This is a genomic window from Pandoraea aquatica (assembly GCF_902459565.1).
Lineage (GTDB): Bacteria > Pseudomonadota > Gammaproteobacteria > Burkholderiales > Burkholderiaceae > Pandoraea > Pandoraea aquatica.
Map to the genome: position 1 here is coordinate 68,538 of NZ_CABPSN010000002.1, position 24,814 is coordinate 93,351.

Sequence of the window (24,814 nt, forward strand, 5' to 3'; positions counted from 1 at the left end):
GCGCAGCACCCTGATCAGTGCAGGATCGGGCTTCCTCCGACAGGCATGACGTCGCCTGTTTCAATCAGGTCGACGATATCGAACGGTTCAGTGTTGAGCTCGCGCGATGCACCAGGTTGGCCGGCATACCACTTAACCATCGCCATATGACCCAGCACACGGGTCACGATGCCAATGGCACCACGCGGCACTGCGATGTGATTGGATTTGACGATCGATCCGACTTGCACTTGAGCCTCCTGCGAATGACGAGAAACCGACACGCCGACCGGACGGCCGGCACATCGTCATCCGACTATACCGTATTGCGTTGCGGGCATTGCCGATTTCTCGGCGGACGTCTCGAAAAAGGCGTCGGGTTGTCCGTTATGGTGCTCCGCCAGCAAGCGATAGTGCGGACCGCGCGGTGTGCGCACGGAATGCACGAGGACGTAGCCGTCGCAATGCCAGGTGAGCGGAGGCGGATAGAGATCCGACGGCGCGCGTCGCGCATGACGTAGCAGCGACACATGGGGACGGAAGGACTGCGTCACCACTCGCGCACCGGTGGCGCGCCATTGAGAAAGCAGCGTGTTGCGGGTGGCGATGAGGTTGTCAGGCACGCTCGGTGCCCCCGCCCAGACGATCTTCCTGTCCGACCAATAGCCCAGATGATCGAAGGTCAGCGTGAACGGTTCGAGCGGCGTGCGTTGCATGAGCGCGAGTAACACGGGCAGACGCGCGGGATCGACCTCGTCGAGGAAGGCGAGCGTGAGGTGCAACGTCTGGGCGCGGAGCACGCGTCCGCCGCATTCAGAATGTGCCGACAAGGCCCATTCGTGAAGCTGCGCGCGCACGCCCGGCCCTGGCCAAAGCGCAAGGAAGAGTCGCATGGAAACACCAGGGAATGGATCCGACTGATGATTCTCATAGTAGGCGGGCGCTCAGGCGAATGCCAGGTGCATGGATTGCCAGCGTCGCGGGCATGCGAGGCCACACGATGATCGGCGATACGACGATGGCACGCGCAGGACGACGTTCGCCCGACGTCGGCAATCGTCGGTGCCCGAGACGTAGCCCTCTCGTCTGATTCGTCCGATATCAGTTCGTGGAGATGCCCGGCGTGATGCCCCGGCGATTGCGGCGCGGCGTCTCAGGCGGCTTCTCCTCGGCCTTGGGTGCGGGCGGACGCGTGATGGTGTTCCAGTTGTTCTGGATCGCCGTGTCGGTGGTGTCTCGGGAGACCGCGCGCGAGATATCTGCGCTCGGATTGAAGACGGACGAACCGCCTGCGGGTGCCGCGCCCGTTCCATTCGCCGGTGCGGCGGTGTTTTGCGCGCGTGCGTGCGGGGAGACGAACAACGCGGCGGCGATGGCGACGGGCAGCGTCATCCACAGCATTTTGCGCAGCGACGTCTTCAGCGGGGGCGCGCTCAATGCGCGGGAGGAAAAGCGGGGCGTCGAATCGTGGGCCATCGGATGTCTCGTGCGAGAACACAAACTGCTGCCGGCGTCTGTGCCCCAGTGAGCTAACGTCGGCCTACGTTTGTCTTCTCGCTATTGTCGATAGGGGTCAGTAGCTGCCGGGCGGCGGCTTCCAGCCCGGAGGCGGAGGCGGCGGCGGTGCATAGCGCTGAATCGGTTGCGACGACACCATGTCGCCGCGCACGGGAACGCGATTGCCTGAGGCGTACATGCACTGAACGTAGGCCTGATCATAACGGCTTTGCGTCAGGTATGCAGAAGACTGAGCGCTGCCCGCACCGACGGCCCCGCCTGCGAGCAGGCCGGCCCCGGCACCGATGGCGGCACCCGATCCGCCGCCGATGGCTGCACCCGCTGCCGCGCCGAGCGCGGTGCCGAGCACGGCGCTACCGATGGCGCTGGTATTGGCGGCCGTGGCGGTATCCACGCCACCGTTTTGTCCGGACGCGTATTGGCGGCAGTTGAAGTCGTCCTGGCGGAACTGATCGAACGACTTACCGGTGCCGGGCAGCGCCATCATGCTTGGCCCGTTGGGGACCACGACGCAACCCGCGAGCGTTGCGGCGGCGATAACGGCGGCGACGGGGGCCGCAATACGATTCAGGCGATTCAGGCGAGGCTGCGAGTCGAATGACATCACGTGTTTCCCGATTAGTTCGATGCCGGTTGCGCGGGCACTTCGCGCCATCCGGCCGGACACGTTTTCACGTAGGGATAGTAGGCACCCGCCTTGTCGCAGTAGTACCAGGTGTCGCTGTTCGCACCGGGCTGATCGTATTGCGCACCGGCTTGCGGTTGCTCGACGTACTGCTGCGGTTGGCTGGGCACGACGACGAGGGGCGGCGCGTAATACGGCGACGGTGCGGCGTACGGATAGGCATAGGGGTATGGGTAATAGCCGGGACCGACCCAGACGCCCACGCGGCCATGCCAGGCGAAGGCGCTGCTGCTGGCCATAGCAGCGGCTACGGCGACGAAGCCGAGGACAACAGGAAGACGTTTCACGACACGGACCTCGAAGAACCCTGGAGCTGACGTCTCCGAGTCTAGGCCCGACGCCCCCGCGGAGCAATTACGATGCCTGTTAGAAGTGTTTCAAAGCATTACCTTTTGGGGGCGGGTGGTGGTGCGGGAAGCGGTGCGGGAGGTAGTGCGGATCGTGTATCGAAGCGTGTATCGCGAGCGGGCTGCTACATGTGGTTACACGTGCGGTGAGCGCCGGGTAAGCGTCTTAAGATCCGCTTAAGCTTGGCTTCGCATACTGGGTTCGTCACTCGCACCACACTCGCGACTTAAGTGCCGCTCACAGAGGCCCATCATGAACCCGCAAGAAATGCAGACCCTTCAGAGCTTTCTGACTCAACTCACGCAAGCGCAGGCGGGCGTCAAGGACGAACAGGCGGAAGCGTTGATTGCCGACGCAGTACGCCGTCAGCCGGACGCCGCTTACCTTCTCGTGCAGCGCGCATTGCTGCTCGACCATGCGCTGGTCTCGGCGCGCGCGCAGATTGCGACGTTGCAATCGCAGTTGCAGGCTGCGCAGGCGTCGCAAGGTGGACAGAATGCTCAGGGCGGCGCTCACGATTCGTTCCTTGGCGGAGGTAATGCGTGGGGGAACGGTGGGAATGCGGCGGGCGCAACGGGCGCGATGGGGACTGCTGGCGTAAGCGGCTATGGTGCAGGTCCGGCGGCAGCGCCGGCGTCGTACCCGACGCAGATGCAGGCACTGGCGCAGGCCCAGCCGTCCCCCCAACCGGCTGCACCGGCTCAACGTACAGGATGGTTGAGCGACGGCGCACGTGGCACGCTCGGCAGCATCGCCACGACAGCCGCTGGCGTGGCGGGTGGCGCTTTCCTCTTCCAGGGCATCGAGAGCCTGTTCCACCGCAACGGCGGCGGGGGCTTCTTCGGTCAACCGGCGATGGGCGGATTGGGTAGCGGCATGATGCCCTCGGAGACGATCATCAACAACACGATCTACGAGAACGGAAACGGTAGCGGGAGTGGTGGTGCAAATGGCAACGGAAGCGACAACTTCCTGGATACGTCGAACTCGGATTTCTCGAACATCGACGATGGCCTGATGGACACCGGCGACTACGACGACGATTCGAATTTCATTTGATGAAGAAGGCAGCGGGCGCGGATGTGCGCTCGCTGACTTATCGCTGTGACCGCCGCGAGCCTCGGCAAAAAGTGGTGTTCCAGCGAGTACTAGTGCAAGCGCGTCGGCTCTCGTCATAACCATTTTGTTGACACCAACAAAATGGTTATGAATTGATTATCTGGAAGCCGATGGATCTGGCGGGTTCTTCTTAGCGTCTTGGTCCAGTGGCGAAATACCCGGCGAAGCCAACACCAAACTCATTTTCCAATACAAAACCGACTGAAAATCACCCCCAGCAAATCGTCCGAAGTGAACTCGCCGGTGATTGTGCTGAGTTGTTCTTGCGCGAGACGTAATTCCTCGGCGAAGAGGTCGAGGGCACCGGCGTTCTGACGCGCATGAGCGTCTGCCATCTCGACGTGATCTCGCGCCGCGCGCAGCGCCGACAGGTGACGCTCCCGCGCCAGGAACACGCCTTCGTTGCCCGCCTGCCATCCCGCGATCTTCAGCAATTCGGCACGCAGGAAATCGATCCCCTGCCCCCCCTTCGCCGACAAGCGAACACCCAGCGGCGCCGTGCCTTCCTCCGGCAGTACCGTCGCCGGTTCGCCCGCCAGATCCGTCTTGTTGTACACACGTACGATAGGCACATGCTTCGGCAGTTGCGTTGCAATGACTTCGTCTTCCGGGGTCATGCCGGTGCGCGTGTCGAGCAGATGCAGCACGGCGTCCGCCTTCGCGATTTCGCTCCAGCTGCGCGCGATACCGATGCGCTCGACCTCGTCCTCCGTCTCCCGCAATCCCGCCGTGTCGATGATGTGCAGCGGAATGCCGTCGATCTGAATCGTCTGCTGCACCTTGTCGCGCGTGGTCCCGGCAATCGGCGTGACGATGGCCAGCTCGGCGCCGGCCAGCGCGTTGAGCAACGACGACTTGCCCACGTTCGGCTGACCCGCCAGCACGACGTTGATCCCCTCGCGCAGCAACGCGCCCTGCTTCGCCTGCGACAGCACCTGCGCCAACTGCGCACGGATGCGTTCGAGTTGCCCGAACGCGTCGGCGGCTTCCAGAAAATCGATCTCTTCTTCCGGGAAGTCGAGCGTCGCTTCCACCAGCATGCGCAGGTGAATGACCAGATCCACCAGCGAATGAATCTCGCGCGAGAACGCACCGTCCAGCGACCGGCTTGCCGAACGTGCCGCCGCCTCGGTGCTTGCCTCGATCAGGTCGGCCACTGCCTCGGCCTGCGCCAGATCGAGCTTGTCGTTCAGGAACGCCCGATGGGTGAATTCCCCCGGTTCCGCAAGGCGCACGCCAAGCTCAGCCCCTTCGTCGATACAGCGCTGCAACAGCAATTGCAGCACGATGGGTCCGCCGTGGCCTTGCAGTTCCAGCACGTCCTCGCCGGTGTACGAATTCGGACCGGGGAAGTACAGCGCGATACCGCGATCGAGCGCGTCGCCCGCACCGTCAAGAAACGGCAGATACGACGCGTGACGCGGCTTCAACGGCTGACCGACCAGACGCGCAATGACACGCTGCACAGCCTCGCCGCGATGCTTGCCGAAGGAGACACGCACCACGCCGATACCGCCGCGTCCGGGGGCGGTGGCAATGGCGGCAATCGGAACGGTGGAGACGGTAGCGCTCATGGAACGATTCGTTGAAAAACAGTGGCTTATTTTGACATGCACCAAACAAAACCGCCCGCGAGAGACTCGCGGGCGGCTGTGTCAGTCAGACGGTCGGACCTGAATCGTCAGGCCGCCTTTTCCTTCTTTTTACTACCGAGCATTCGGTTGATCGACCATTGCTGCGCGATCGACAACGTGTTGTTGACCACGTAGTACAGCACCAGACCGGACGGCAGGAAGAGGAACATGACCGAGAAAATCAGCGGCATGAACATCATCATCTTGGCCTGCATCGGATCCGGCGGCGTCGGGTTCAGCTTCGTCTGGATGAACATCGACACGGCCATCAGCACCGGCAGGATGTAATACGGATCCTGCGTCGAAAGGTCATGAATCCAACCCAGCCACGGCGCGCCGCGCATTTCCACCGACGAGAGCAGCACCCAGTACAGCGCAATGAACACCGGAATCTGAATCACGATCGGGATACAGCCGCCGAACGGATTGACCTTCTCGGTCTTGTACAGCTCCATGAGCGCCGCGTTCATCTTTTGCGGGTCGCTCTTGTAGCGTTCGCGCAGTGCTTGCATGCGCGGCGTGATTTCCTTCATGCGTGCCATCGACTTGTAGCTTGCGGCCGACAGCGGGAAGAACACGAGCTTGATGATCACGGTCACGGCGATGATCGCCCAACCCCAGTTACCGATCAGCGCGTGCAGCTTCGAGAGCAGCCAGAACAGCGGCTTGGCGAGGATCGTGAAGTAACCGTAGTCCTTCGTCAGCTCCAGGCCCGGCGCGATCTGCTCGAGCATGTGCTCTTCCTGCGGACCGGCGAACAGACGTGCATCGACCGTCTCGCTGCCATTCGCCGGAATGCTGGCGAGCGGCTCCTTCACGCCAACGCGGTACAGGCCGTTGTCGAGCTTGCCGATGTAGTTGTCGCGCGTTGCACCTTCCTTCGGAATCCAGGCCGTGGCGAAGTAATGCTGCACCATGCCGATCCAGCCATCGCTCGACTGCTTGACGTACTTCGCCTTGTCCTTGTCGATGTCGCTGAACGTGATCTTCTGGAATTTCTCGTCGCTGCTGTAGACCGTCGGGCCCGTGAACGTGTGCGAGAACTTCGCGCCGCTGATTTCACGGCCGTCACGCACCAGTTCCATGTACAGCGTCGGCTTGATGGCGGCGTCGGTCTTGTTGACGATCGTGTTCGACACGTCGATCACATAGCTGCCGCGATGGAACGTGTAAGCACGCACCAACTGCAGGCCGCCCTTGACCGGCGATTCGAACTTCACGGTCAGCGTGTCGCCCGTCATCGTGGTCGGGCCCGGCACTTGCGTGAAGATGTCGTTGTGGTTCGGGAAGTCGCCGCCGATCAGACCCGTGCGAGCGAAGTACTGATGGCTCGGGGTGTTGTCGAACAGCACGACGTGCTTGTCGGCTTCGTCGGCGTCCGGCCACTTCGTGAGCGCGAGGAACGACAGCGTGCCGCCCTGCGTGCTGATGTCGGCTTCATAGACGTCGGTCGTAATACGGACCTTTTGCGCAGCAGCAGCGGCCGGTGCGTTACCCGGTGCGGCACCTGCGGCGGCAGCGGCGTTGGCCGATTGCGGCAGATCGTTAGCCGGCGTCTGATTGTTACCCGTGGCGGCCGGGGCAGAAGCTTCCGGCGTCGGGAAGAACAACGACGAATGGCCATTGGCGCGTTGCCAGTTGTCGAAAAGCATCACGACAGACAGCGCGAAAATGACCCAGAGTACGGTGCGTTTGATGTCCATGCGGTAACTCGTGGTGGACGAAACTCAGGAATGGCCCGGCGCGCGGCGCGTAACTGCCGATGCGGCCGCGGGCCCGGACGAGACCGTCTGCTTAGCTCGCGACGTGTCGCTTCCGGCGGCCTTGTCGGCGCCATCGGCGGGGGTGTCGGGAACGTTACAGACGTGTCGAGCCGGCGGTACGGGATCGAAACCGCCGGGATGAAACGGATGACAGCGACATAGACGCCGGGCCGCGAGATAAGTGCCGTAACCGGCACCGTGCTCGACGATGGCCTCGCGTGCGTAGTCGGAGCAGCTCGGATGAAAGCGGCAACGGTTCCCCAGCCAGGGACTGATCACCAGCTTGTAACCGCGCAGGAGCAACAACAGCACGCTTCGCATCTCGATTCCGCCTGTCAGTCCGGCCACAGGGTGACCGGGTGGGCGGCGCATGCCCGGGGTCGGGCGCTACCGTGTGGGACTAACTACCTTCCGTCTTGTCGTCGGACGCGCGGCGCTTGCGGGCAGCTTTCTCGGCTGCGTCGAAGAGCTGCGCGAACTCGGTCTGGCACAGTGTGTTCAACACTGGCGCAGCGGCCGCCGTATACGTCCCCTTGTCGAATCGCCGGGTCAGTCGCAGTACGAAGTCCCAGCCGGCCAGCGCCTCACGACGCTGACGAAACATCTCGCGAGCCTGACGTTTGATCAGATTGCGAGTGACCGCGCGCGGCGCATGCTTCTTACCGACGACAATGCCGATGCGGCCTTCATGAGGCGTGGCATCGGCAGGGGTGTCCGGCGCGTTTTCGCGCCAGCGCATATACAACACGAAGTGCGCGCTGCGACGCAGAGGGCGCAAACTAAAAACGGATGAAAACTCATCCGTTTTGAGAAGTCGCGCGGCCTTGGGAAACCCCAGTGCCGGGACTTCGCGCCTTGCGGATTTAACGCGCAAACCGCGGTACGACCGAGAACCGCGATTAGACGGCCAGGCGCTTACGGCCCTTGGCGCGACGAGCGGCGATGACCTTGCGGCCGCCACGGGTCTTCATGCGAACCAGGAAGCCATGGGTGCGCTTGCGGCGCGTCACGGAAGGCTGAAAAGTACGTTTCATGATGCACTCACTGTGTGAAAAAATTCCCGCGCAGCAGCATCGTAAAACGCCACAAGGACACCGTGAAAACCTGCAAATTCAAGGACTTTCACGCATGACCCAGCCGTCGGGAGTTGGATAGGAATCCGGTTATCTTTCTAACGAACCCGCTATTTAATCGGCTTTTCCGTTGTGTGTCAATAGGTTAGCCATCGCCCCGAGCGCATCCGTACACGATCGGTGTCGCCGTTGTCGCGGAACCGCCAGCCCGTGGGGCTGTGGCTGTGGATAATGGCGGAAATTGCCCGAAGCTTCACTTTTTGCCGGTGGATAAATGGGAAATCGTGAAGATGTTCTGGCGGTCGCGGCAAATCGTCGCAATTGCTGGTCATTTGCGCAGCCATCGCGCGAACTCAGATGGGTTAACGCGGTACGCCCGCCCGGAGATGCGCGTGCTGTGGGCATTCCTGTGGATAACTCGCTTTGCGGACGCTTTGGCGGTAAAATCCCCCATCAATTTTTTTCCCAGCAGAGTACCGGTGACGCCGCCATGTGGATAGCGCGCCGGGTTTTGTCGTCTGCGCGCGCCGGAGCGACCGGCCGTACGCGCGAGACCAAGCCCGAGCGCCGCGCCGTGGTTCGTCGAATGCCGGACGTCTGCAATGCGCCGCTGGTCCGACTCGATCCCGGCCGGTCATCCGTCCCCCCATGCATTGGCGGACGGATTGCCGGCTTGGTTTGGCGCGTTCTGCCCCCATATCTGATGTAACGGATAGTGGACGGCAAGAGCGCCAGACGAAGCAGTCGGATGGGCCCCGCGCCACCTGGACACACGCTGCATGAACGACTTCTGGCAACACTGCGCGACCCGTCTCGAACAAGAGCTCACGCCTCAGCAGTTCCGTACCTGGATCAAACCGCTGGCACCGCTCGATTTCGACGAACAGGCGCGCACGCTCAAGATTGGCGCCCCCAACCGCTTCAAGATGGACTGGGTGAAGAGCCAATTCTCCGGGCGTATCCAGAGCATGGCGTCGGACTATTGGAACGCCCCGATCGAAGTGACGTTCGTTGTCGATCCGAAGGCCAGTTTGCGGGTGCCTTCCTCCACGACCGTCACCCCGCCGCCGGCACCGAGTGCCGCGCCCGCTTCGGTGCCGGCGAGCGTCGCGCGCGCCAATCCGACGGCTACCGCTGCCCACGCAGCCGTGGCTGGCGCGAACGGCAACCATGCCGCAGATGCCGCAGCACTCGACGGCGAACGTCCCGATCTGGAAGCGAGCGAAGCCGAAGCCGTGCGTCGCAACTGGCGCGTCACGCCGCAAGAGCCGGTGCAAGTCGGCGAAGTCGAGTCGATTTACGAGCGCTCGAAGCTCAACCCGGTGCTGACCTTCGACAACTTCGTGACGGGTAAGTCGAACCAGCTCGCCCGCGCTGCCGCGATTCAGGTGGCGAACAACCCGGGGACTTCGTATAACCCGCTGTTCCTTTACGGCGGCGTCGGTCTGGGTAAGACCCACTTGATCCACGCCATCGGCAACCAGTTGCTGGCCGAGAAGCAGAACCCGCGCATTCGTTATATCCACGCGGAGCAGTACGTATCCGACGTGGTGAAGGCGTATCAACGCAAGGCATTTGACGAATTCAAGCGTTATTACCATTCGCTCGATCTGCTGCTGATCGACGATATTCAGTTCTTCTCCGGCAAGAGCCGTACGCAGGAAGAATTCTTCTACGCGTTCGAGGCGCTGATCGCGAACCGTGCGCAGGTGATCATCACGAGCGACACGTATCCGAAGGAAATCACCGGCATCGACGACCGGCTGATTTCGCGTTTCGATTCGGGGCTGACGGTGGCCATCGAGCCGCCAGAACTCGAAATGCGCGTGGCGATTTTGATCAAGAAGGCGCAGGCCGAAGGCGTGGGATTGTCGGAGGACGTGGCGTTCTTCGTCGGTAAGCACCTGCGCTCGAACGTCCGTGAACTGGAAGGTGCGCTGCGCAAGATTCTGGCGTACTCGAAATTCCACGGCCGCGAGATCACGATCGAGCTGACGAAGGAAGCGCTGAAAGATCTGTTGACGGTTCAGAATCGTCAGATTTCCGTCGAGAACATTCAGAAGACGGTCGCCGATTTTTACAATATCAAGGTCGCCGACATGTATTCGAAAAAGCGGCCTGCCAATATTGCACGGCCGCGGCAGATTGCCATGTATCTGGCGAAGGAACTGACGCAGAAGAGCTTGCCGGAAATCGGCGAGCTGTTCGGTGGCCGCGACCATACGACGGTGCTGCACGCGGTACGCAAGATTGCGGAAGAGCGAGGCAAGGATGCGCAGCTCAATCACGAGTTGCACGTGCTGGAGCAGACGCTCAAGGGGTAACAGCCGGCGAAGGCGCAGGGGGACGGGCGGGGTTGCCTGCATCCCTGTGGATAAGCTGGGTGCGGTTTGGGGGGAACTGGTGTTTTCGGGCACAATAGCGGATCGGCGCACAATGCGTCCCCGGCTCGTCCACAGCGTTTTCCGCCCTGTTATCCCATCTGCAAGCGATTGATTGATAAGGGAATCTTCGGGTTTCAGCAGAAACTGGCACCCGTTAACAGTTACTACGAAGGATAAATATGCAATTGGTCAAAACTCAACGAGACAATCTGCTGCGGCCGCTGCAAATTGTGAGTGGCATCGTCGAGCGTCGCCACACGTTGCCGATTCTGGCCAATTTGCTGATTCGCAAGCACGGACAGGACATTTCCTTCCTGTCGACCGACCTTGAGTTGCAGATCACCACGACCGCTGACTGCGGTGCCGGCGCCGACGATGTGGCGACGACCGTGGCGGCACGCAAGCTGCTCGACATCCTGCGCAACATGCCGGACGCCGAAGTGGCGCTCTCGCTGTCGGACAAGCGTCTGACGGTGCAGGCTGGCAAGAGCCGTTTCCAGTTGCAAACGCTGGCGGCCGAAGATTTCCCGACGGTGGCCGAAGCCAACGACTACGCCGCGAGCTTCGCGCTCCCGCAGCGTGCGTTCCGCCAACTGCTGGGCATGGTGCACTTCGCGATGGCGCAGCAGGACATCCGTTACTACCTGAACGGCATGCTGCTGGTGGTCGAGGGCGAGAAGATCGAAGCGGTGGCGACGGACGGTCACCGTCTGGCGTACTGCAACACGACGATTGCCGGTGAGAAGTTTGCGCGTCAGGAAGTGATCATCCCGCGCAAGACGATTCTCGAGTTGCAGCGTCTGCTCGAAGACATCGACGATCCGGTGCAGATCGACGTGGCACCGAGCCAGGTCAAGTTCCGTTTTGCGAACGTCGAGCTGGTGTCGAAGCTGGTCGAGGGCAAGTTCCCCGACTTCAATCGTGTGATCCCGAAGGGTTACAACAAGAGCTTCGTGATCAGCCGTGAAGAGCTGCACCGTTCGCTGCAACGTGCGGCGATCGTCACGTCGGACAAGTTCAAGGGTGTGCGTTTCCTGGTGAGCGAAAACCAGTTGAAGATCAGCGCGAACAACACCGAAAACGAAGAAGCGCAGGAAGAAATCGAGATCGATTACACGGGCGAGTCGGTGGATATCGGCTTTAACGTGACGTATCTGCTCGACGTGCTGTCGAACCTGAAGGTCGAGCAAGTGAAGGTGAGCCTTGGCGATGCCAATTCGAGCGCACTGATCACCCTGCCGGACAACGACGAATTCAAATACGTCGTCATGCCGATGCGCATCTGAGCGGATATTCCGCCATACGCGCCGTCACATATGCGCGAAGGGGCCGAGCGCCCCTTTGGCGTTTCTAGAGAATTATCCTTTTGCGGGATAAGCGGCCTTCGGAGCGCCAAAAGCGTGCGGGGGGCGGCAGGTCATGAAGCAGTAATTCGTCAGCAATGACGCAGTAACCGGAAGATTGTCATGAGCGAACAGCAAAAGCAGGCCGAAAACGGCTACGGCGCAGCCTCCATCCAGATCCTCGAAGGTCTGGAGGCTGTACGCAAGCGTCCCGGCATGTACATTGGCGACACGTCGGACGGCACGGGCCTGCATCACCTGGTTTTCGAGGTGTTGGATAACTCGATCGACGAGGCATTGGCGGGTTACTGCGACGACATTCACGTCGTCATTCACGCCGACAACTCCATTTCCGTGACGGACAACGGTCGCGGCATTCCCACGGGCATCAAGTTCGACGACAAGCACGAGCCGAAGCGTAGCGCGGCGGAAATCGTGATGACGGAACTGCACGCCGGCGGCAAGTTCGACCAGAACAGCTACAAGGTATCGGGCGGTCTGCACGGTGTGGGTGTGTCGTGCGTGAACGCACTGTCGACCTACCTGAAGCTTACCGTGCGTCGCGACGGCAAGAAGCACTTCATGGAGTTCCACCAGGGCGTGCCGCAGAACCGCGAGCTTGAGATGGTCGACGGCGTTGAGACGTCGCCGCTGAAGCTGCTGGGCGACACCGACAAGCGTGGCACCGAGGTGCACTTCCTGGCCGACGAAACGATCTTCGGCAAGGTCGAATACCACTACGACATTCTCGCCAAGCGCATGCGCGAGCTGTCCTTCCTGAACAACGGCGTTCGTATTCGTCTGACGGATCAGCGCACGGGCAAGGAAGACGATTTCGCGTTTGGCGGCGGTGTGAAGGGTTTTGTCGAGTACATCAACAAGTCGAAGACGGTGCTGCACCCGACCGTGTTCCACGTGATGGGCGAGCGCGACGGTATCGGTGTGGAAGTCGCCATGCAGTGGAACGACAGCTACAACGAAACGGTGCTGTGCTTCACGAACAACATTCCGCAGCGTGACGGCGGTTCGCACTTGACGGGTCTGCGCGCGGCGATGACGCGCGTGATCAACAAGTACATCGCCGAGAGCGAAATCGCCAAGAAGGCGAAGGTCGAGACGACCGGCGACGACATGCGCGAGGGTCTGACCTGCGTGTTGTCGGTGAAGGTGCCGGAGCCGAAGTTCTCGTCGCAGACGAAGGACAAGCTGGTGTCGTCGGAAGTGCGCGCGCCGGTGGAAGAGTACGTGGCGAAGGCGCTTGAGGACTTCCTGCAAGAGACGCCGAACGACGCGAAGATCATCTGCACGAAGATCGTGGAAGCGGCGCGCGCGCGCGACGCGGCACGTAAGGCGCGTGAAATGACGCGTCGTAAGGGCGTGCTCGACGGCGTGGGTCTGCCGGGCAAGCTGGCGGACTGCCAGGAGAAGGATCCGGCGCTGTGCGAAATCTACGTGGTCGAGGGCGACTCGGCAGGTGGATCGGCGAAGCAGGGTCGCGACCGTAAGTTCCAGGCGATTCTGCCGCTGCGCGGCAAGGTGCTGAACGTTGAGAAGGCGCGCTTCGACAAGCTGATTTCGAGCGAGCAGATCGTGACGCTGATCACGGCGCTGGGCTGCGGTATCGGCAAAGACGATTACAACATCGACAAGCTGCGTTACCACCGCATCATCATCATGACCGATGCTGACGTGGACGGCGCGCACATCCGCACGTTGTTGCTGACGTTCCTGTACCGTCAGGTGCCGGAGCTGATCGAGCGTGGTTACGTGTATATCGCGCAACCGCCGCTGTACAAGGTCAAGCACAACAAGGACGAGCGTTACATCAAGGACGAGAGCGAGCTGGCGCAGTACATGCTGAAGCTGGCGCTGAACAATGCCGAGCTGACGCCGTCGACGGGCGCTGCCCCGATTTCGGGCGACGCGCTGGGCGAGCTGACGCGCAGCTATCAGCTGTCGGATGGCGTGATCGAGCGTCTGAGCCGCTTGTACGAGCCGTCGGTGCTGACGGCCGTGACCGAAGGCGTCGAGATCAATCTGGACACTGAGGAAGCGGCAGCGAAGTCGGCGAAGGCGCTCGAAGCTGCACTCAGCAACGACCCGCTGGCCCCGGAGATCACGATCACGGCGGTGACGGAAGAAGTCGAGAATGCCGACCCGGTAGTCTCGCTGCGTGTGGATCGTCGTCATCATGGCAACGTGAAGGTGACGGTCATCGATCCGGACTTCCTGCAGACGGCGGATTACGCGCAACTACAAAAGACGGCGGAAACGTTCAAGGGTCTGATCGGCGAAGGCGCGACGATCAAGCGCGGCGAGCGCTCGCAACCGGTGACGAACTTCAAGTCGGCGATGAAGTGGCTGATGGCGGACGCCGAGAGCAAGCTCTCGAAGCAACGCTATAAGGGTCTGGGCGAGATGAACGCGGAACAGCTGTGGGAAACCACGATGGACCCGACGGTGCGCCGCCTGCTGCGCGTGCAGATCGAAGACGCGATCGCAGCGGACGGCATCTTCACCACGCTGATGGGTGACGATGTGGAGCCGCGTCGCGCGTTTATTGAGAGCAATGCGCTGCGCGCTGGGAATATTGATGTTTGATTGTGGTTGTAGATAACCGCATGACCGCATCAAAACAGCCCCGGAAGTGGAGACACTTCCGGGGCTGTTTCATTTGCCGCGTTGTATGTCGTTCAATGCACTGCCAGGCGGCCTTAGTGACTAATCATCCATGGTCTTCCGGACGGTCGTTTGAGGCTGGATGCGCGCTCACTGCTTCTTGTCGCCAACGAGACCTTTCCGGAACCACCCGAGCAGCAACTACACCCCGCCCGGTGTCTTAGCGGGGAACCCTCCCCAGACTGCCTCGGTGCATTCGCAGCGCGCTCGTTGGTCGCGTGTGCAGTACGGCTCGCGTTCCCCATCAACGCTAACGCTGGCGCCGTTATCACTCTCGTCCCTTCCCCACCACACTCCGGGCAATGACACGGCTCATCGCGATCGGCGATCCGTCGCATCACCGCAAACGTCCCGCAGTCTGCACATTCGAAGTCGTATATCGGCATTGCTATCTCCGTCACGTTCGACGCATTAGGACTTCGCCAAATCTGGCGAACACGGCATATCGATACCACCCTTCACATGCTTCACTGGGCCATCGGCGTTTGGACGAATATCGAAGTCAAAGATCTGCGTCGGCAGCCAGAGCGTTGCGCATGCATTCGGAATGTCGACGACACCACTGATATGCCCTTGCACCGGCGCGCACCCCAGAATCGAATACGCTTGCGCACCCGAGTACCCGAACTTCTTCAGATACTCGATGGCGTTCAGACACGCCTGGCGATAGGCGACGGTCACATCCAGATAGTGCTGGCCGCCCTTCTCATCGACGGAGATCCCTTCAAAGATCAGATAGTCGTTATACGTCGGCGTGATCGGACTCGGTTGGAACACCGGATTGCGAATGCCGTACTTCTCCATCCCGCCCTTAATCACGTTCACGCGCATGTGCACCCAGCCGGCCATTTCAATCGCGCCGCAGAACGTGATCTCGCCGTCGCCCTGACTGAAGTGAAGATCGCCCACTGAAAGCCCAGCGCCATCCACATACACCGGGAAGAAAATCTTCGAGCCACGTGACAGGTCTTTGATGTCACAGTTGCCGCCATGCTCGCGCGGCGGGACTGTTCGCGCACCGGACGCGGCCGCTTTCTCTTTCGCTGCACCCGACAATTTCCCCATATGCGCGGTCGCAGCAAACGGCGGGTTCGCGAGCGGTGGCACGCGTTGCGGTTCCTTTGCGATCAACCCCGTCTCGCGCGCATTCCACGTCTCCAGCAACTTCGGATCGGGCAAACATCCAATCAATCCCGGATGAATCAGCCCCGCAAAATTCACGCCGGGAATGTGGCGCGAACTCGTAAACATCCCGTGAAAATCCCAGATCGATTTCTGCGCGTGCGGGAAGTGATCCGTCAGAAATCCCCCGCCGTTCGTCTTTGAGAAGAAGCCGTTGAAACCCCACTGACTCTCCGCTTTCGCGCCGATATCCAATAGATCCACCACGAGCAAGTCGCCCGGCTCCGCCCCCTTTACACCGACGGGGCCCGACAGGAAGTGAACGATGGACAGATCGATGTCGCGCACGTCGTCCGCGCTGTCGTTGTTCTTGATGAAGCCGCCAGTCCAGTCGTAGGTTTCGAGAATGAAGTCGTCGCCGGGTTTGACCCAGCAGGCCATTGGAATATCGGGATGCCAACGGTTGTGGACTTGTTCGTTTTCGTAGGCGGATTGGTTCAGGTCGACCTTGATGAGAGTTTCTGCCATTGCGCTCGCTCCTGGTAATGGGCCAGTGGGGGACACCAGCGATCAAACAGACGCCTGATGGCGTCGGATTCACACAGAGAGGTATTCGAGAACTGGGGACATCAACAGCACAGCCAAAGCACTGATGCGAAGTACGGACGTGAAGAAAAGACGTGAAGCTTCGATGTATGGAGACAGATAGGAAAATCGCCGTCAAGCAGCACAATTACTTTGCACTACGTGAAATCACGGCACAAACCACCGAATTTCCAGCGATTTTTTTGTTTTCCGATCATATCGCGATCCTAATTGGTGCAAAATACTTTCTCTTCAAAAGAATAAGCACCATTGATGGGCATCCGAGATGAAATATCAATCACTTGACGATTTCCTGCGCTCCACCGCCGAGCGCAACCCCGGCCAACCGGAATTCCTGCAAGCTGTCACGGAGGTGATGGAAAGCCTTTGGCCGTTCATATCGCAACATCCGAAGTACGCCGAACATGGACTGCTGGACCGTCTGGTCGAGCCGGAGCGCACCGTCATGTTCCGCGTCTCGTGGGTCGACGATCATGGCGACGTGCAGGTCAATCGCGGCTATCGCATTCAGCACAGCTCCGCCATCGGCCCCTACAAGGGCGGCCTGCGGTTCCACCCGTCCGTCAATCTCTCGATCCTCAAATTCCTCGCCTTCGAGCAGACCTTCAAGAACGCCCTCACCACCCTGCCGATGGGCGGCGGTAAAGGCGGCTCCGACTTCGATCCGAAGGGCAAGAGCCCCGGCGAAGTCATGCGCTTCTGTCAGGCATTCGTCACCGAACTCTTCCGCCATGTCGGCAGCGATACCGATGTGCCTGCGGGCGACATCGGCGTTGGCGGTCGCGAAGTCGGCTTCATGGCCGGGATGATGAAGAAGCTCTCCAACCGCGCCGACTGCGTCTTTACCGGTAAGGGGTTGTCCTTCGGTGGCTCGCTGATTCGCCCCGAAGCGACCGGCTATGGCACGGTGTACTTCGCAGAAGAAATGCTCAAGCAAACGGGCCGCAGCTTCGAGGGTTTGCGCGTGAGCGTCTCGGGCTCGGGCAACGTCGCGCAGTACGCCGTGGAGAAAGCGATGGCGCTCGGCGCGAAGGTCGTCACCGTGTCGGATTCGAGCGGCACTGTTGTGGACGAAGACGGCTTCACCAGCGAAAAACTCGCTGAGCTGATGGACGTGAAGAACCATCACTACGGACGCGTCAGTGACTACGCCAAACGCACTGGCAGCAAGTTCCTCGCGGGCGAGCGCCCGTGGCACATCCCGGTCGACGTCGCGCTGCCTTGCGCCACGCAGAACGAACTCAACGCCGACGACGCCGAAACGCTCATCAAGAACGGCGTGATCTGCGTCGCGGAGGGTGCCAACATGCCGTCGACGAACGAAGCTGCAAAGCGCTTCGAGAGCAAGGGCATTCTGTACGCGCCGGGCAAGGCCAGCAATGCCGGTGGCGTCGCGACGTCAGGGCTTGAGATGAGCCAGAACGCCATGCGCATTTCGTGGCCGCGCGAGGAAGTCGATGCGCGTCTGCACGACATCATGCGCAGCATCCACGAGGTCTGCCTGCATCACGGCCGTCGCGCGGATGGCTCGGTGAGCTATGTCAACGGTGCCAACGTCGCGGGTTTCGTGAAGGTCGCCGATGCGATGCTCGCGCAAGGCGTGATCTGATCGAACCGGATTTATCGCGTCATAAGAAAAGCGTTGCCCCCAAAGGCAACGCTTTTTCCTTTCCGAAAGATGTGGCGTAACATACGCGACATCCCTTCCCTTCGGCTGGAGCCAATCAGAATGAACAAGTAATGCCGGATGCGTTTTTGCATCACGTCCTCTCGCTGCCTGTCACGCGAGCGCATTGCTTTTCGTTTTGATGATCGAGTTTCGCCCAACGGCTAACGCCCACGCCGTCAGTCTTATCGTCTTCTCGCATCGTCCGCTTAACGCCTGCGTAATGCGCTTTCAACGGCAGTTTTCCGTCCTTTCAACTGGAAGACACCATGCCCGAATCAAACCCTCAATTCCCTGATGTTGTCGAACACAACCGCGCTGCCTGGGATCGTCAGTCGGCGAAACAATGCGAATGGTCGCGCCCCGTAAGTGCCGATGTCATCGCAGCCGCGCGTAAGAGCGATTGGCGCGTGCATCTCACGCCGTTGCCACTGCCTGCCGGTTGGTTGCCGGACGACGTTCGCGGTCTTCGTATCCTGTGCCTCGCGTCCGGCGGCGGTCAGCAAGCACCCGTGCTCAGCGCAGCCGGTGCCGATGTCACAGTGATGGACATCTCGTCTGCGCAACTCGCGCAAGACGCAATGGTCGCGCAACGCGATGGCCTTACGCTCACGACACTGCAAGGCGACATGCGAGATCTTTCGACGTTTGACGACGCTTCGTTCGACATCGTCTTCCACCCGGTATCGAATCAATACGTCCCGGATATTCGCCCTGTCTGGCGTGAATGCTTCCGCGTGCTTCGCCCGGGCGGACGACTACTCAGTAGCTTCTTCAATCCGGTGGTATTCGTCGCCGACCGCAATCCGGAGGATGCAAAGCAAGGCATCATTCGCCCGCGCTTCAAAGTGCCGTATTCGGACGTCCGCGATCTGACGCCAGACGAACTTGCAGCGAAGCAATCCGCCGGCGATGCACTTGTCTTCGGTCACAGTCTCAGCGAGCAGATCGCCGGTCAACTTGAAGCGGGATTTGTGCTGAAGGGTTTTCTTGAAGACGATCAACCGAATCCGCGTTTCGTCATCGACCGGTTCATGCCAACGTTCATCGCGACCTACGCCATGAAGCTCTGACGTCAAATCGCCCTCACATCACCCCTGCACCGGTATCCAGATCTCCAGCGTTCCGGTACCGGTGACGGGGTCGAAATCGGCGCTGTAGCGCTCGAAGTCGGGCGCATCGGCGGCTTGCAGTCCCGACTGCGGCAGCCACTGATGCCAGATCGTGTAGACGGTCTTGTGAATCGTCGAAATGTGTCCCTTGTGCTCGAACACGGCGAAGCGTACCGACGGAATCTCCACACAACGGAACGACGTCGGCAGGCGATCGCGACGCGTCACCTCGACGCCAGCAATGTATTCGAATCCGCCGTCGCCATCGGGATTGCAGCAAACGCCGTACGTCACGTCGTTCACCTGATCGGGTACATGACCGATGTGAGGACCGAAGACTTGCCAAAGCGCGGGAATGCCCTCGTTGGTGGCGAACGTGAACCGGTCGCTCATGCCGGCGATCAGCAGAGGCGCAGGCGTCTCAAAACGAGGTGCGGGAAGTGTGACGAACTCAATCTCTTTCATACGAAGGGGCTCCACGAGTCTCAAACCATCAAGGTGACGACGCGCCCGCAACTGCTCCGGCGTAATGCCGAAAGCATCAGAGAACGCGCGTGTGAACGCCTCGTGAGAGCCATAACCGGCATCCAGCGCCACACCGAGAATGTCCGGTGCGCCGTCGGCCAGCGCATAGGCGGCGCGCGTCAGACGTCGAGCGCGCACATAACGCATCACCGGCCATCCGGTCGTGACGGAGAACAGACGTGAGAGCGAGAAGCGAGTCATCTCGCTAGCGTCGGCGATGTGATCGAGCGTCAACGCGTCACCCAACCGGACTTCGATAAACCAGAGCGCTTTGGCAACCGGATGCATGGCATTTCCGAGAACGTGTCGGCGTGACTTTAGGGTAATGCTGCGAAGGCCATTTGATCGTTCTTGCGTGTGGCTCATTCGGCGGCTTTCATCAATCGCCAGAACGTCGTCCGGCCGATGCCGAGCGCGCGGGCGGCGGCAGCGCGGTTGCCGCCGGCGGCTTGCAAGGCGGCAAGGGCGGCGTCGCGGGTGATGGACTCCCGAGCCGTGGTGTCTACCGGTGCCGTTGTCGGTGATTCATCGACACCGCTGCGCCCGTGTGTCCCCAATCGCTGCAACTCCGGAAACACCTCATGAAGTGTCTGCGCATGACGTGCGACGTCGGTATCTAGATAGATGGCCGCACGCGCCAGCAGATTTTCCAGCTCACGCACGTTCCCCGGCCAGTCATAGCGATCGAATAGCGGCGCGAGCACATCGAGAATGGGCTTCGACGCCCGCGCGTCCAATCCGTAATGCGCAGCGTTTCGGGCGAGCAGTGTCTGAGCGAGCAGACGAATGTCGTCGCGACGCTCCCTCAGCGCAGGCAGCGTCACTTGCAGAAGATTCAGACGGAAGTAGAGATCGGCACGGAAACGTCCCTCGGCGACGAGCGCGTTGAGATCGCGATGCGTCGCGGCGATCACACGCACGTCTACCGGCACCGGACGTCCCGACCCCAGCCGCATCACCTCGCGCTCCTGCAACACGCGCAGCAGGCGGCTTTGCATCGCCGCCGGCATCTCGCCGATCTCGTCGAGGAAGATCGTTCCCGTGTGTGCGATCTCGAACAGTCCGGCCTTGCCGCCACGGCGCGCCCCCGTGAACGCCCCCTCGTCGTGCCCGAACAACTCGCTCTCGATCAGCCCTTCCGGTAACGCCGCACAGTTGAACGCGACGAACGGATTGCCGCGTCGCGCACTCGCGTTGTGAATCCCCTGCGCCACCAGCTCCTTCCCGGTGCCGCTCTCGCCGGTCAGGAGCACCGTCGCGTCGTGCGCCGCACCCGCGCGGGCGAGACGTCGCACCTTCTCGATCTGTGGCGAGTCGCCGACCAGCTCGGCAAGCTCATGCTTTGCGACGAGATGCTTCGGGCGCTGCGTCGTGCGAAGCGAGCGGTCGATGCGCTGCGCCATCTGTGCGTCCTGCACGGTGACCACGGCACCTGCGCGCATGCCGTGCTCGTAGATCGGCACGCAACTCGTGATGAACGCGCGCCCGTCGATATGCGCCAGCCGCTCTTCGACCGCGACGCCATCGTCCGACAACTCGCGAAGCAGCGGCCCGAGCTTGCGGGTGAGTTCGAACTGCCGTGCACCCTGTGTCGCGACCCGCTCGGCGTCGACACCCAGCAGCGTGAACATCGCCGGATTCACCGCTTCGAGCTGACCATTGTCGTCGAACGCTGCGACGCCGTCGCGCATGTGCGCCACGATGGTGTTCAAACGCATGCGCTTCGATTCCTTCTCGCGACTCACGCGTGCGAGTTCCACCGAGCGCTCGAAGGCCTCTTCCACCGCGCCGAGCGAATACAGAAAGACGTGCTCAAGCCCCGCCTCCTGCGCGAAGTCGCATGCCATGCCCGGGCCGATGATGACCTTGCAGCCTTGCGCGGCCAGTGTGTCGACGGCGTCCTGCACCTCGTCGACAGAGCGATACGCGCGCTGACGGATCTGGATCTTGAGCAACTGCCCGAGGTCGTCCAGTTCGCGCGAGACAGTCTCGTGCAGTACGAGGCCGAGCGGCTGGTCGGGCCACGTCGTCGTCGCACGCGTGATGGCGCTGAGCACGTCGAAGCCGTTGACCTTCACCGTCACGACCGGCACGGAGAGGTTCTCGCGCAGATACGCGCCGTTCGACCCGGCGGCAAGCACCACGTCGACTGCGCCCGACTCGACATAAGACTGCAACGCCGTGACCGCTGCGCCGTAGCCTTCACGCACGGAGTAGAAGCGCGCGCGGTCGGTGTAACGCGGCGCGACCGTTTCGCAAAGCGTCTGCAACCGGCTGATGCTCACGAGGGCGATGCCCGGGCGACGGGTACGAGGATCGAGCGGCGCAGGCGCGACGTGGCGCGGCGGCACCGCACCGGAAGGGCTGGGGGGCATGACGTTGTCTCCGGACTGCTCTGACGGCTAATGGAACGTTTCATAAGTGTTCCGTGAAACGTTCCAAATTCTGTTCGCTGATTTTGCCACATCCGCAGAAAATGGACTGCCCAGCGCAAGTCGCTGATTTGACGCTGGAAATTTCGACATTCTCAAGTGACGTCGTGTCTGGCACGCAGATTGCGAACGCTGTCTCCATTTCCCAATAACTCACACGGAGACCGTCATCATGACTACCGCGACTGCTCAACGCCGCGCCGAATTCCGCCGTAAGGTCGAGGCCCGCCAAGGCTTGCTCGTGCCCGGTGCTTTCAATGCTCTCTCGGCACGCGTCATCGAAGACGCCGGTTTCGAAGCGGTTTATCTGACCGGCGCCGGCGTCACCAACATGTCGCTCGGTCTGCCCGATCTGGCATTCGTCGGACTGTCCGAGATGGCCGAACACACGGCACGCGTGCGCGACGCCGTCTCGCTGCCGATCATCGTCGACGCCGATACCGGCTTCGGCAACGCGCTGAACGTGCGTCACACGGTGCGCGTGCTGGAACGCAGCGGCGCGGACGCCATCCAGTTCGAAGATCAGGTGCTGCCCAAGAAGTGCGGCCATTTCAACGGCAAGGCGGTGATCTCCGCCGACGAGATGGTCGGCAAGATCCGCGCTGCCGTCGACGCCCGCGAAGACGGCAACCTGCAAATCATCGCCCGCACCGACGCGGCTGCCGTGGAAGGCATCGAAGCGGCCATCGAGCGTGGGCGTCGTTTCATCGAAGCCGGTGCCGACATCCTCTTTATCGAAGCGACGGAAACGCTGGCCGACATCGAACGTCTGCCGGCTCTGTTCGATCGTCCGCAACTGATCAACATCGTCATCGGCGGGAAGACACCGACGCAATCGCAGCCGCGTCTGGCGGAGCTGGGCTACGGCATCGTGCTGTACGCGAACGCCGCGCTGCAAAGCGCCGTGCTCGGCATGCAGAAAGCCCTCGGCACTCTGCGCGACAGCGGACGGCTGGACGAAGACCCGTCGCTGGTGGTGCCGTTTGCGGAGCGTCAGCGTCTGGTGGACAAGCCGTTCTACGACGCCCTCGACAAGAAGTACGCCGCCGACTGACCGGCACCGCGTTCGACATTCGGAAGACGGCGACGCACCGACTCGCGCGCGTCGTCGCTTCCCCCGAGCAGCACCGCATTGCCGCAGTTCAGCTTCACTGCACTACTGCATCAAGGCATCAAACAAAAAGTATTGGAGACAGATTGTGACGCCCCCCTCGGATTCCCTTGCCGCACGTCAACCGCATTCCCACAGCACTTCCACCACTACCACCCGCGCCCCCGTCAAGATCGGCTCCATCGTGGGCGGCCTCGCGGGCAACCTGATCGAGTGGTACGACTTTCTTGCCTACAGCATCTTCTCGATCTATTTCGCGAAGGCTTTTTTCCCGGGCGATAACCCGACCGTCCAACTGATGAACACCGCTGCGATTGCGGCGGTCGGCTATGTGGCGCGTCCGTTGGGTAGCTGGCTTATCGGCCTGTATGCCGACCGTCGTGGCCGAAAGGCGGCCCTCACCGGTTCGGTGCTGGCGATGAGCGTCGGCTCGATGATGATCGCGCTCACGCCCGGCTACGCGACCATCGGTATCTTCGCGCCTATCGTGCTGATCGCAGCACGTCTGCTGCAAGGGCTGTCGATGGGCGGCGAGTACGGCACCAGCGCGACGTATCTGAGCGAAGTCGCGCCCGAGAACCGCAAGGGCTTCTTCCTCGGCTTCCTGCAAGTGAGCGTGGTGGCGGGACAGCTCGTCGCACTCGGGCTGATGTTGGTGATGCAGCGCTGGTTGCTGACGGCCGAGCAGATCGAACACTGGGGATGGCGTATTCCGTTCGTGCTGGGCGGCGTGCTGGCCCTGTTCGCGTTGTACATGCGTCGCAATGTGACGGAGAGCGAGGCGTTCGTCGACAGCGCGAAGAAGCGCGAGACGTCGATTGCGCGCGAGGTGTTTGCGCACTGGCGTCAGATTCTGCTCGCCATCGGCATCACGATCGGCGGCACGGTTGCGTTCTACACGTTCACCGTCTACATGCAGAAGTTTCTGGTGAATTCGGTTGGCCTGACGAAAGAGACGTCCACGTTCGTCTCCACGCTCGCCCTGCTGCTGTACATGCCGCTGCAACCGCTGTTCGGGCTGCTGTCGGACGTGATCGGCCGTCGCAAGGTGCTGATGATCTTCGGTGTGAGTACCACGCTCTTCTCGGTGCCGCTTTTCACGGCGCTTAGCCACACGAAAGATCCGCTGGTGGCGTTCGCGCTGTCGTTCGCCGGTCTCGTGATGCTCTCGGGCTTTACGTCGGTGCACATGCTGGCGAAGACGGAACTGTTCCCGCCGCGTATTCGCGCACTCGCCGTGGGCTTCCCGTACGCGCTGACGACGGCGATCCTCGGCGGCACGACGGAGTTCGTGGCGCTGCGCTTCAAGGCGAGCGGCCATGAGTCGTATTTCTACTGGTATGTGACGATCTGCGCGGCGATCTCGCTCGTCGTCTATCTCAAGATGCCGGAGACCCGCGGTCGCAAGTTCGACTGAGGGCGTGCCTAACGCGTACTGGAACGCGTCGTAGAAAACGAAAAAGGCAGAAGATCTTTCGATCTTCTGCCTTTTTAAACCTTGGTGCCGACGGCGAGACTCGAACTCGCACAGCTTTCGCCACTACCCCCTCAAGATAGCGTGTCTACCAATTTCACCACGTCGGCTTTGTCCTGCAAGGGAGCGCGATTGTAACGGGAAAATTGGATTTTGTGAATGCTTCACGCGCCGCGCAACCGTCTTGCGCGCGCGACGCGCTCATCACAAACACCCCGACACGAGCGATATACGTGCGATA

Annotated in this window: 22 protein-coding genes and 1 tRNA gene; 8 read left to right on the plus strand and 15 right to left on the minus strand. The window is 61.3% G+C overall.

The window, feature by feature from the left end:
* Positions 1 to 14: 14 nt before the first annotated feature.
* The 5 genes from PAQ31011_RS05800 to PAQ31011_RS05820 all read right to left on the minus strand — a co-directional run bounded on the left by PAQ31011_RS05800 (position 15) and on the right by PAQ31011_RS05820 (position 2,469).
* Positions 15 to 230 carry a hypothetical protein gene (locus tag PAQ31011_RS05800; protein ID WP_039401808.1) on the minus strand — a complete coding sequence of 72 codons (216 nt, stop codon included), beginning with the start codon at positions 228 to 230 and terminating at the stop codon, positions 15 to 17.
* Positions 231 to 287: 57 nt separating this feature from the next.
* Complete coding sequence (thpR, locus tag PAQ31011_RS05805; RefSeq protein WP_150574965.1) at positions 288 to 872, minus strand: RNA 2',3'-cyclic phosphodiesterase; 585 nt, start codon at positions 870 to 872, stop codon at positions 288 to 290.
* A gap of 208 nt (positions 873 to 1,080) precedes the next feature.
* Positions 1,081 to 1,455 carry a hypothetical protein gene (locus PAQ31011_RS05810; protein WP_150574966.1) on the minus strand — a complete coding sequence of 125 codons (375 nt, stop codon included), beginning with the start codon at positions 1,453 to 1,455 and terminating at the stop codon, positions 1,081 to 1,083.
* Between the two features lie 97 nt (positions 1,456 to 1,552).
* On the minus strand, positions 1,553 to 2,101 hold the full coding sequence (locus PAQ31011_RS05815) for a hypothetical protein (protein ID WP_150574967.1): 549 nt from the start codon (positions 2,099 to 2,101) through the stop codon (positions 1,553 to 1,555).
* A 14-nt stretch (positions 2,102 to 2,115) separates the two neighbouring features.
* Positions 2,116 to 2,469: a hypothetical protein gene (locus tag PAQ31011_RS05820; RefSeq protein WP_046290257.1), complete on the minus strand. Its 354-nt coding sequence runs from the start codon at positions 2,467 to 2,469 to the stop codon at positions 2,116 to 2,118.
* 313 nt (positions 2,470 to 2,782) lie between these two features.
* Between PAQ31011_RS05820 and PAQ31011_RS05825 the strand changes: the two genes are divergently transcribed.
* Positions 2,783 to 3,589, plus strand: coding sequence for a DUF2076 domain-containing protein (locus tag PAQ31011_RS05825; RefSeq protein ID WP_150574968.1), 807 nt, complete (start codon positions 2,783 to 2,785; stop codon positions 3,587 to 3,589).
* Between the two features lie 239 nt (positions 3,590 to 3,828).
* On the opposite strand, the gene mnmE is transcribed toward PAQ31011_RS05825, so the two are convergent.
* From mnmE to rpmH, 5 genes are all read right to left on the minus strand, one after another.
* Entirely contained in the window at positions 3,829 to 5,223 is a 1,395-nt protein-coding gene (mnmE, locus tag PAQ31011_RS05830) for a tRNA uridine-5-carboxymethylaminomethyl(34) synthesis GTPase MnmE (protein WP_150574969.1), read from the minus strand.
* A gap of 107 nt (positions 5,224 to 5,330) precedes the next feature.
* Positions 5,331 to 6,986, minus strand: coding sequence for a membrane protein insertase YidC (gene yidC / locus PAQ31011_RS05835; RefSeq protein WP_150574970.1), 1,656 nt, complete (start codon positions 6,984 to 6,986; stop codon positions 5,331 to 5,333).
* Between the two features lie 24 nt (positions 6,987 to 7,010).
* Positions 7,011 to 7,367, minus strand: a complete 357-nt coding sequence (gene yidD, locus PAQ31011_RS05840) for a membrane protein insertion efficiency factor YidD (protein WP_084104123.1) — start codon at positions 7,365 to 7,367, stop codon at positions 7,011 to 7,013.
* 79 nt (positions 7,368 to 7,446) lie between these two features.
* Positions 7,447 to 7,884 (minus strand): ribonuclease P protein component, encoded by a 438-nt coding sequence (rnpA, locus tag PAQ31011_RS05845; RefSeq protein ID WP_174990073.1) that lies wholly within the window; start codon positions 7,882 to 7,884, stop codon positions 7,447 to 7,449.
* A gap of 61 nt (positions 7,885 to 7,945) precedes the next feature.
* The gene (gene rpmH, locus PAQ31011_RS05850) at positions 7,946 to 8,080 is read right to left on the minus strand and encodes a 50S ribosomal protein L34 (RefSeq protein ID WP_010806664.1); all 135 of its coding nucleotides are present in this window, start codon (positions 8,078 to 8,080) and stop codon (positions 7,946 to 7,948) included.
* A gap of 818 nt (positions 8,081 to 8,898) precedes the next feature.
* Between rpmH and dnaA the strand changes: the two genes are divergently transcribed.
* From dnaA to gyrB, 3 genes are all read left to right on the plus strand, one after another.
* Complete coding sequence (gene dnaA / locus PAQ31011_RS05855) at positions 8,899 to 10,443, plus strand: chromosomal replication initiator protein DnaA (RefSeq protein ID WP_150574972.1); 1,545 nt, start codon at positions 8,899 to 8,901, stop codon at positions 10,441 to 10,443.
* Positions 10,444 to 10,682: 239 nt separating this feature from the next.
* On the plus strand, positions 10,683 to 11,789 hold the full coding sequence (gene dnaN, locus PAQ31011_RS05860) for a DNA polymerase III subunit beta (protein WP_046290265.1): 1,107 nt from the start codon (positions 10,683 to 10,685) through the stop codon (positions 11,787 to 11,789).
* A 180-nt stretch (positions 11,790 to 11,969) separates the two neighbouring features.
* A complete protein-coding gene (gene gyrB / locus PAQ31011_RS05865; RefSeq protein WP_150574973.1) occupies positions 11,970 to 14,447 on the plus strand; it encodes a DNA topoisomerase (ATP-hydrolyzing) subunit B in 2,478 nt (825 codons plus the stop codon).
* Between the two features lie 113 nt (positions 14,448 to 14,560).
* On the opposite strand, the gene PAQ31011_RS05870 is transcribed toward gyrB, so the two are convergent.
* Together PAQ31011_RS05870 and fmdA are read right to left on the minus strand one after the other, a co-directional pair.
* Positions 14,561 to 14,911 (minus strand): FmdB family zinc ribbon protein, encoded by a 351-nt coding sequence (locus PAQ31011_RS05870; protein WP_150574974.1) that lies wholly within the window; start codon positions 14,909 to 14,911, stop codon positions 14,561 to 14,563.
* A gap of 25 nt (positions 14,912 to 14,936) precedes the next feature.
* Positions 14,937 to 16,175: a formamidase gene (gene fmdA, locus PAQ31011_RS05875; protein WP_150574975.1), complete on the minus strand. Its 1,239-nt coding sequence runs from the start codon at positions 16,173 to 16,175 to the stop codon at positions 14,937 to 14,939.
* 343 nt (positions 16,176 to 16,518) lie between these two features.
* On the opposite strand from fmdA, the gene gdhA reads away from it, so the two are divergent.
* Positions 16,519 to 17,862 carry an NADP-specific glutamate dehydrogenase gene (gdhA, locus tag PAQ31011_RS05880; RefSeq protein ID WP_150574976.1) on the plus strand — a complete coding sequence of 448 codons (1,344 nt, stop codon included), beginning with the start codon at positions 16,519 to 16,521 and terminating at the stop codon, positions 17,860 to 17,862.
* 326 nt (positions 17,863 to 18,188) lie between these two features.
* Positions 18,189 to 18,992 carry a class I SAM-dependent methyltransferase gene (locus tag PAQ31011_RS05885; protein WP_150574977.1) on the plus strand — a complete coding sequence of 268 codons (804 nt, stop codon included), beginning with the start codon at positions 18,189 to 18,191 and terminating at the stop codon, positions 18,990 to 18,992.
* An 18-nt stretch (positions 18,993 to 19,010) separates the two neighbouring features.
* On the opposite strand, the gene PAQ31011_RS05890 is transcribed toward PAQ31011_RS05885, so the two are convergent.
* Together PAQ31011_RS05890 and prpR are read right to left on the minus strand one after the other, a co-directional pair.
* Positions 19,011 to 19,844, minus strand: coding sequence for an AraC family transcriptional regulator (locus PAQ31011_RS05890; RefSeq protein ID WP_150574978.1), 834 nt, complete (start codon positions 19,842 to 19,844; stop codon positions 19,011 to 19,013).
* Positions 19,845 to 19,918: 74 nt separating this feature from the next.
* Positions 19,919 to 21,931, minus strand: a complete 2,013-nt coding sequence (gene prpR / locus PAQ31011_RS05895) for a propionate catabolism operon regulatory protein PrpR (protein ID WP_150574979.1) — start codon at positions 21,929 to 21,931, stop codon at positions 19,919 to 19,921.
* Between the two features lie 229 nt (positions 21,932 to 22,160).
* Between prpR and PAQ31011_RS05900 the strand changes: the two genes are divergently transcribed.
* Positions 22,161 to 23,042 carry an isocitrate lyase/PEP mutase family protein gene (locus PAQ31011_RS05900; protein ID WP_150574980.1) on the plus strand — a complete coding sequence of 294 codons (882 nt, stop codon included), beginning with the start codon at positions 22,161 to 22,163 and terminating at the stop codon, positions 23,040 to 23,042.
* Positions 23,043 to 23,187: 145 nt separating this feature from the next.
* Positions 23,188 to 24,516 (plus strand): MFS transporter, encoded by a 1,329-nt coding sequence (locus PAQ31011_RS05905; protein ID WP_150574981.1) that lies wholly within the window; start codon positions 23,188 to 23,190, stop codon positions 24,514 to 24,516.
* Positions 24,517 to 24,598: 82 nt separating this feature from the next.
* On the opposite strand, the gene PAQ31011_RS05910 is transcribed toward PAQ31011_RS05905, so the two are convergent.
* Positions 24,599 to 24,683 (minus strand) — tRNA-Leu (locus tag PAQ31011_RS05910).
* Positions 24,684 to 24,814 lie beyond the last annotated feature (131 nt).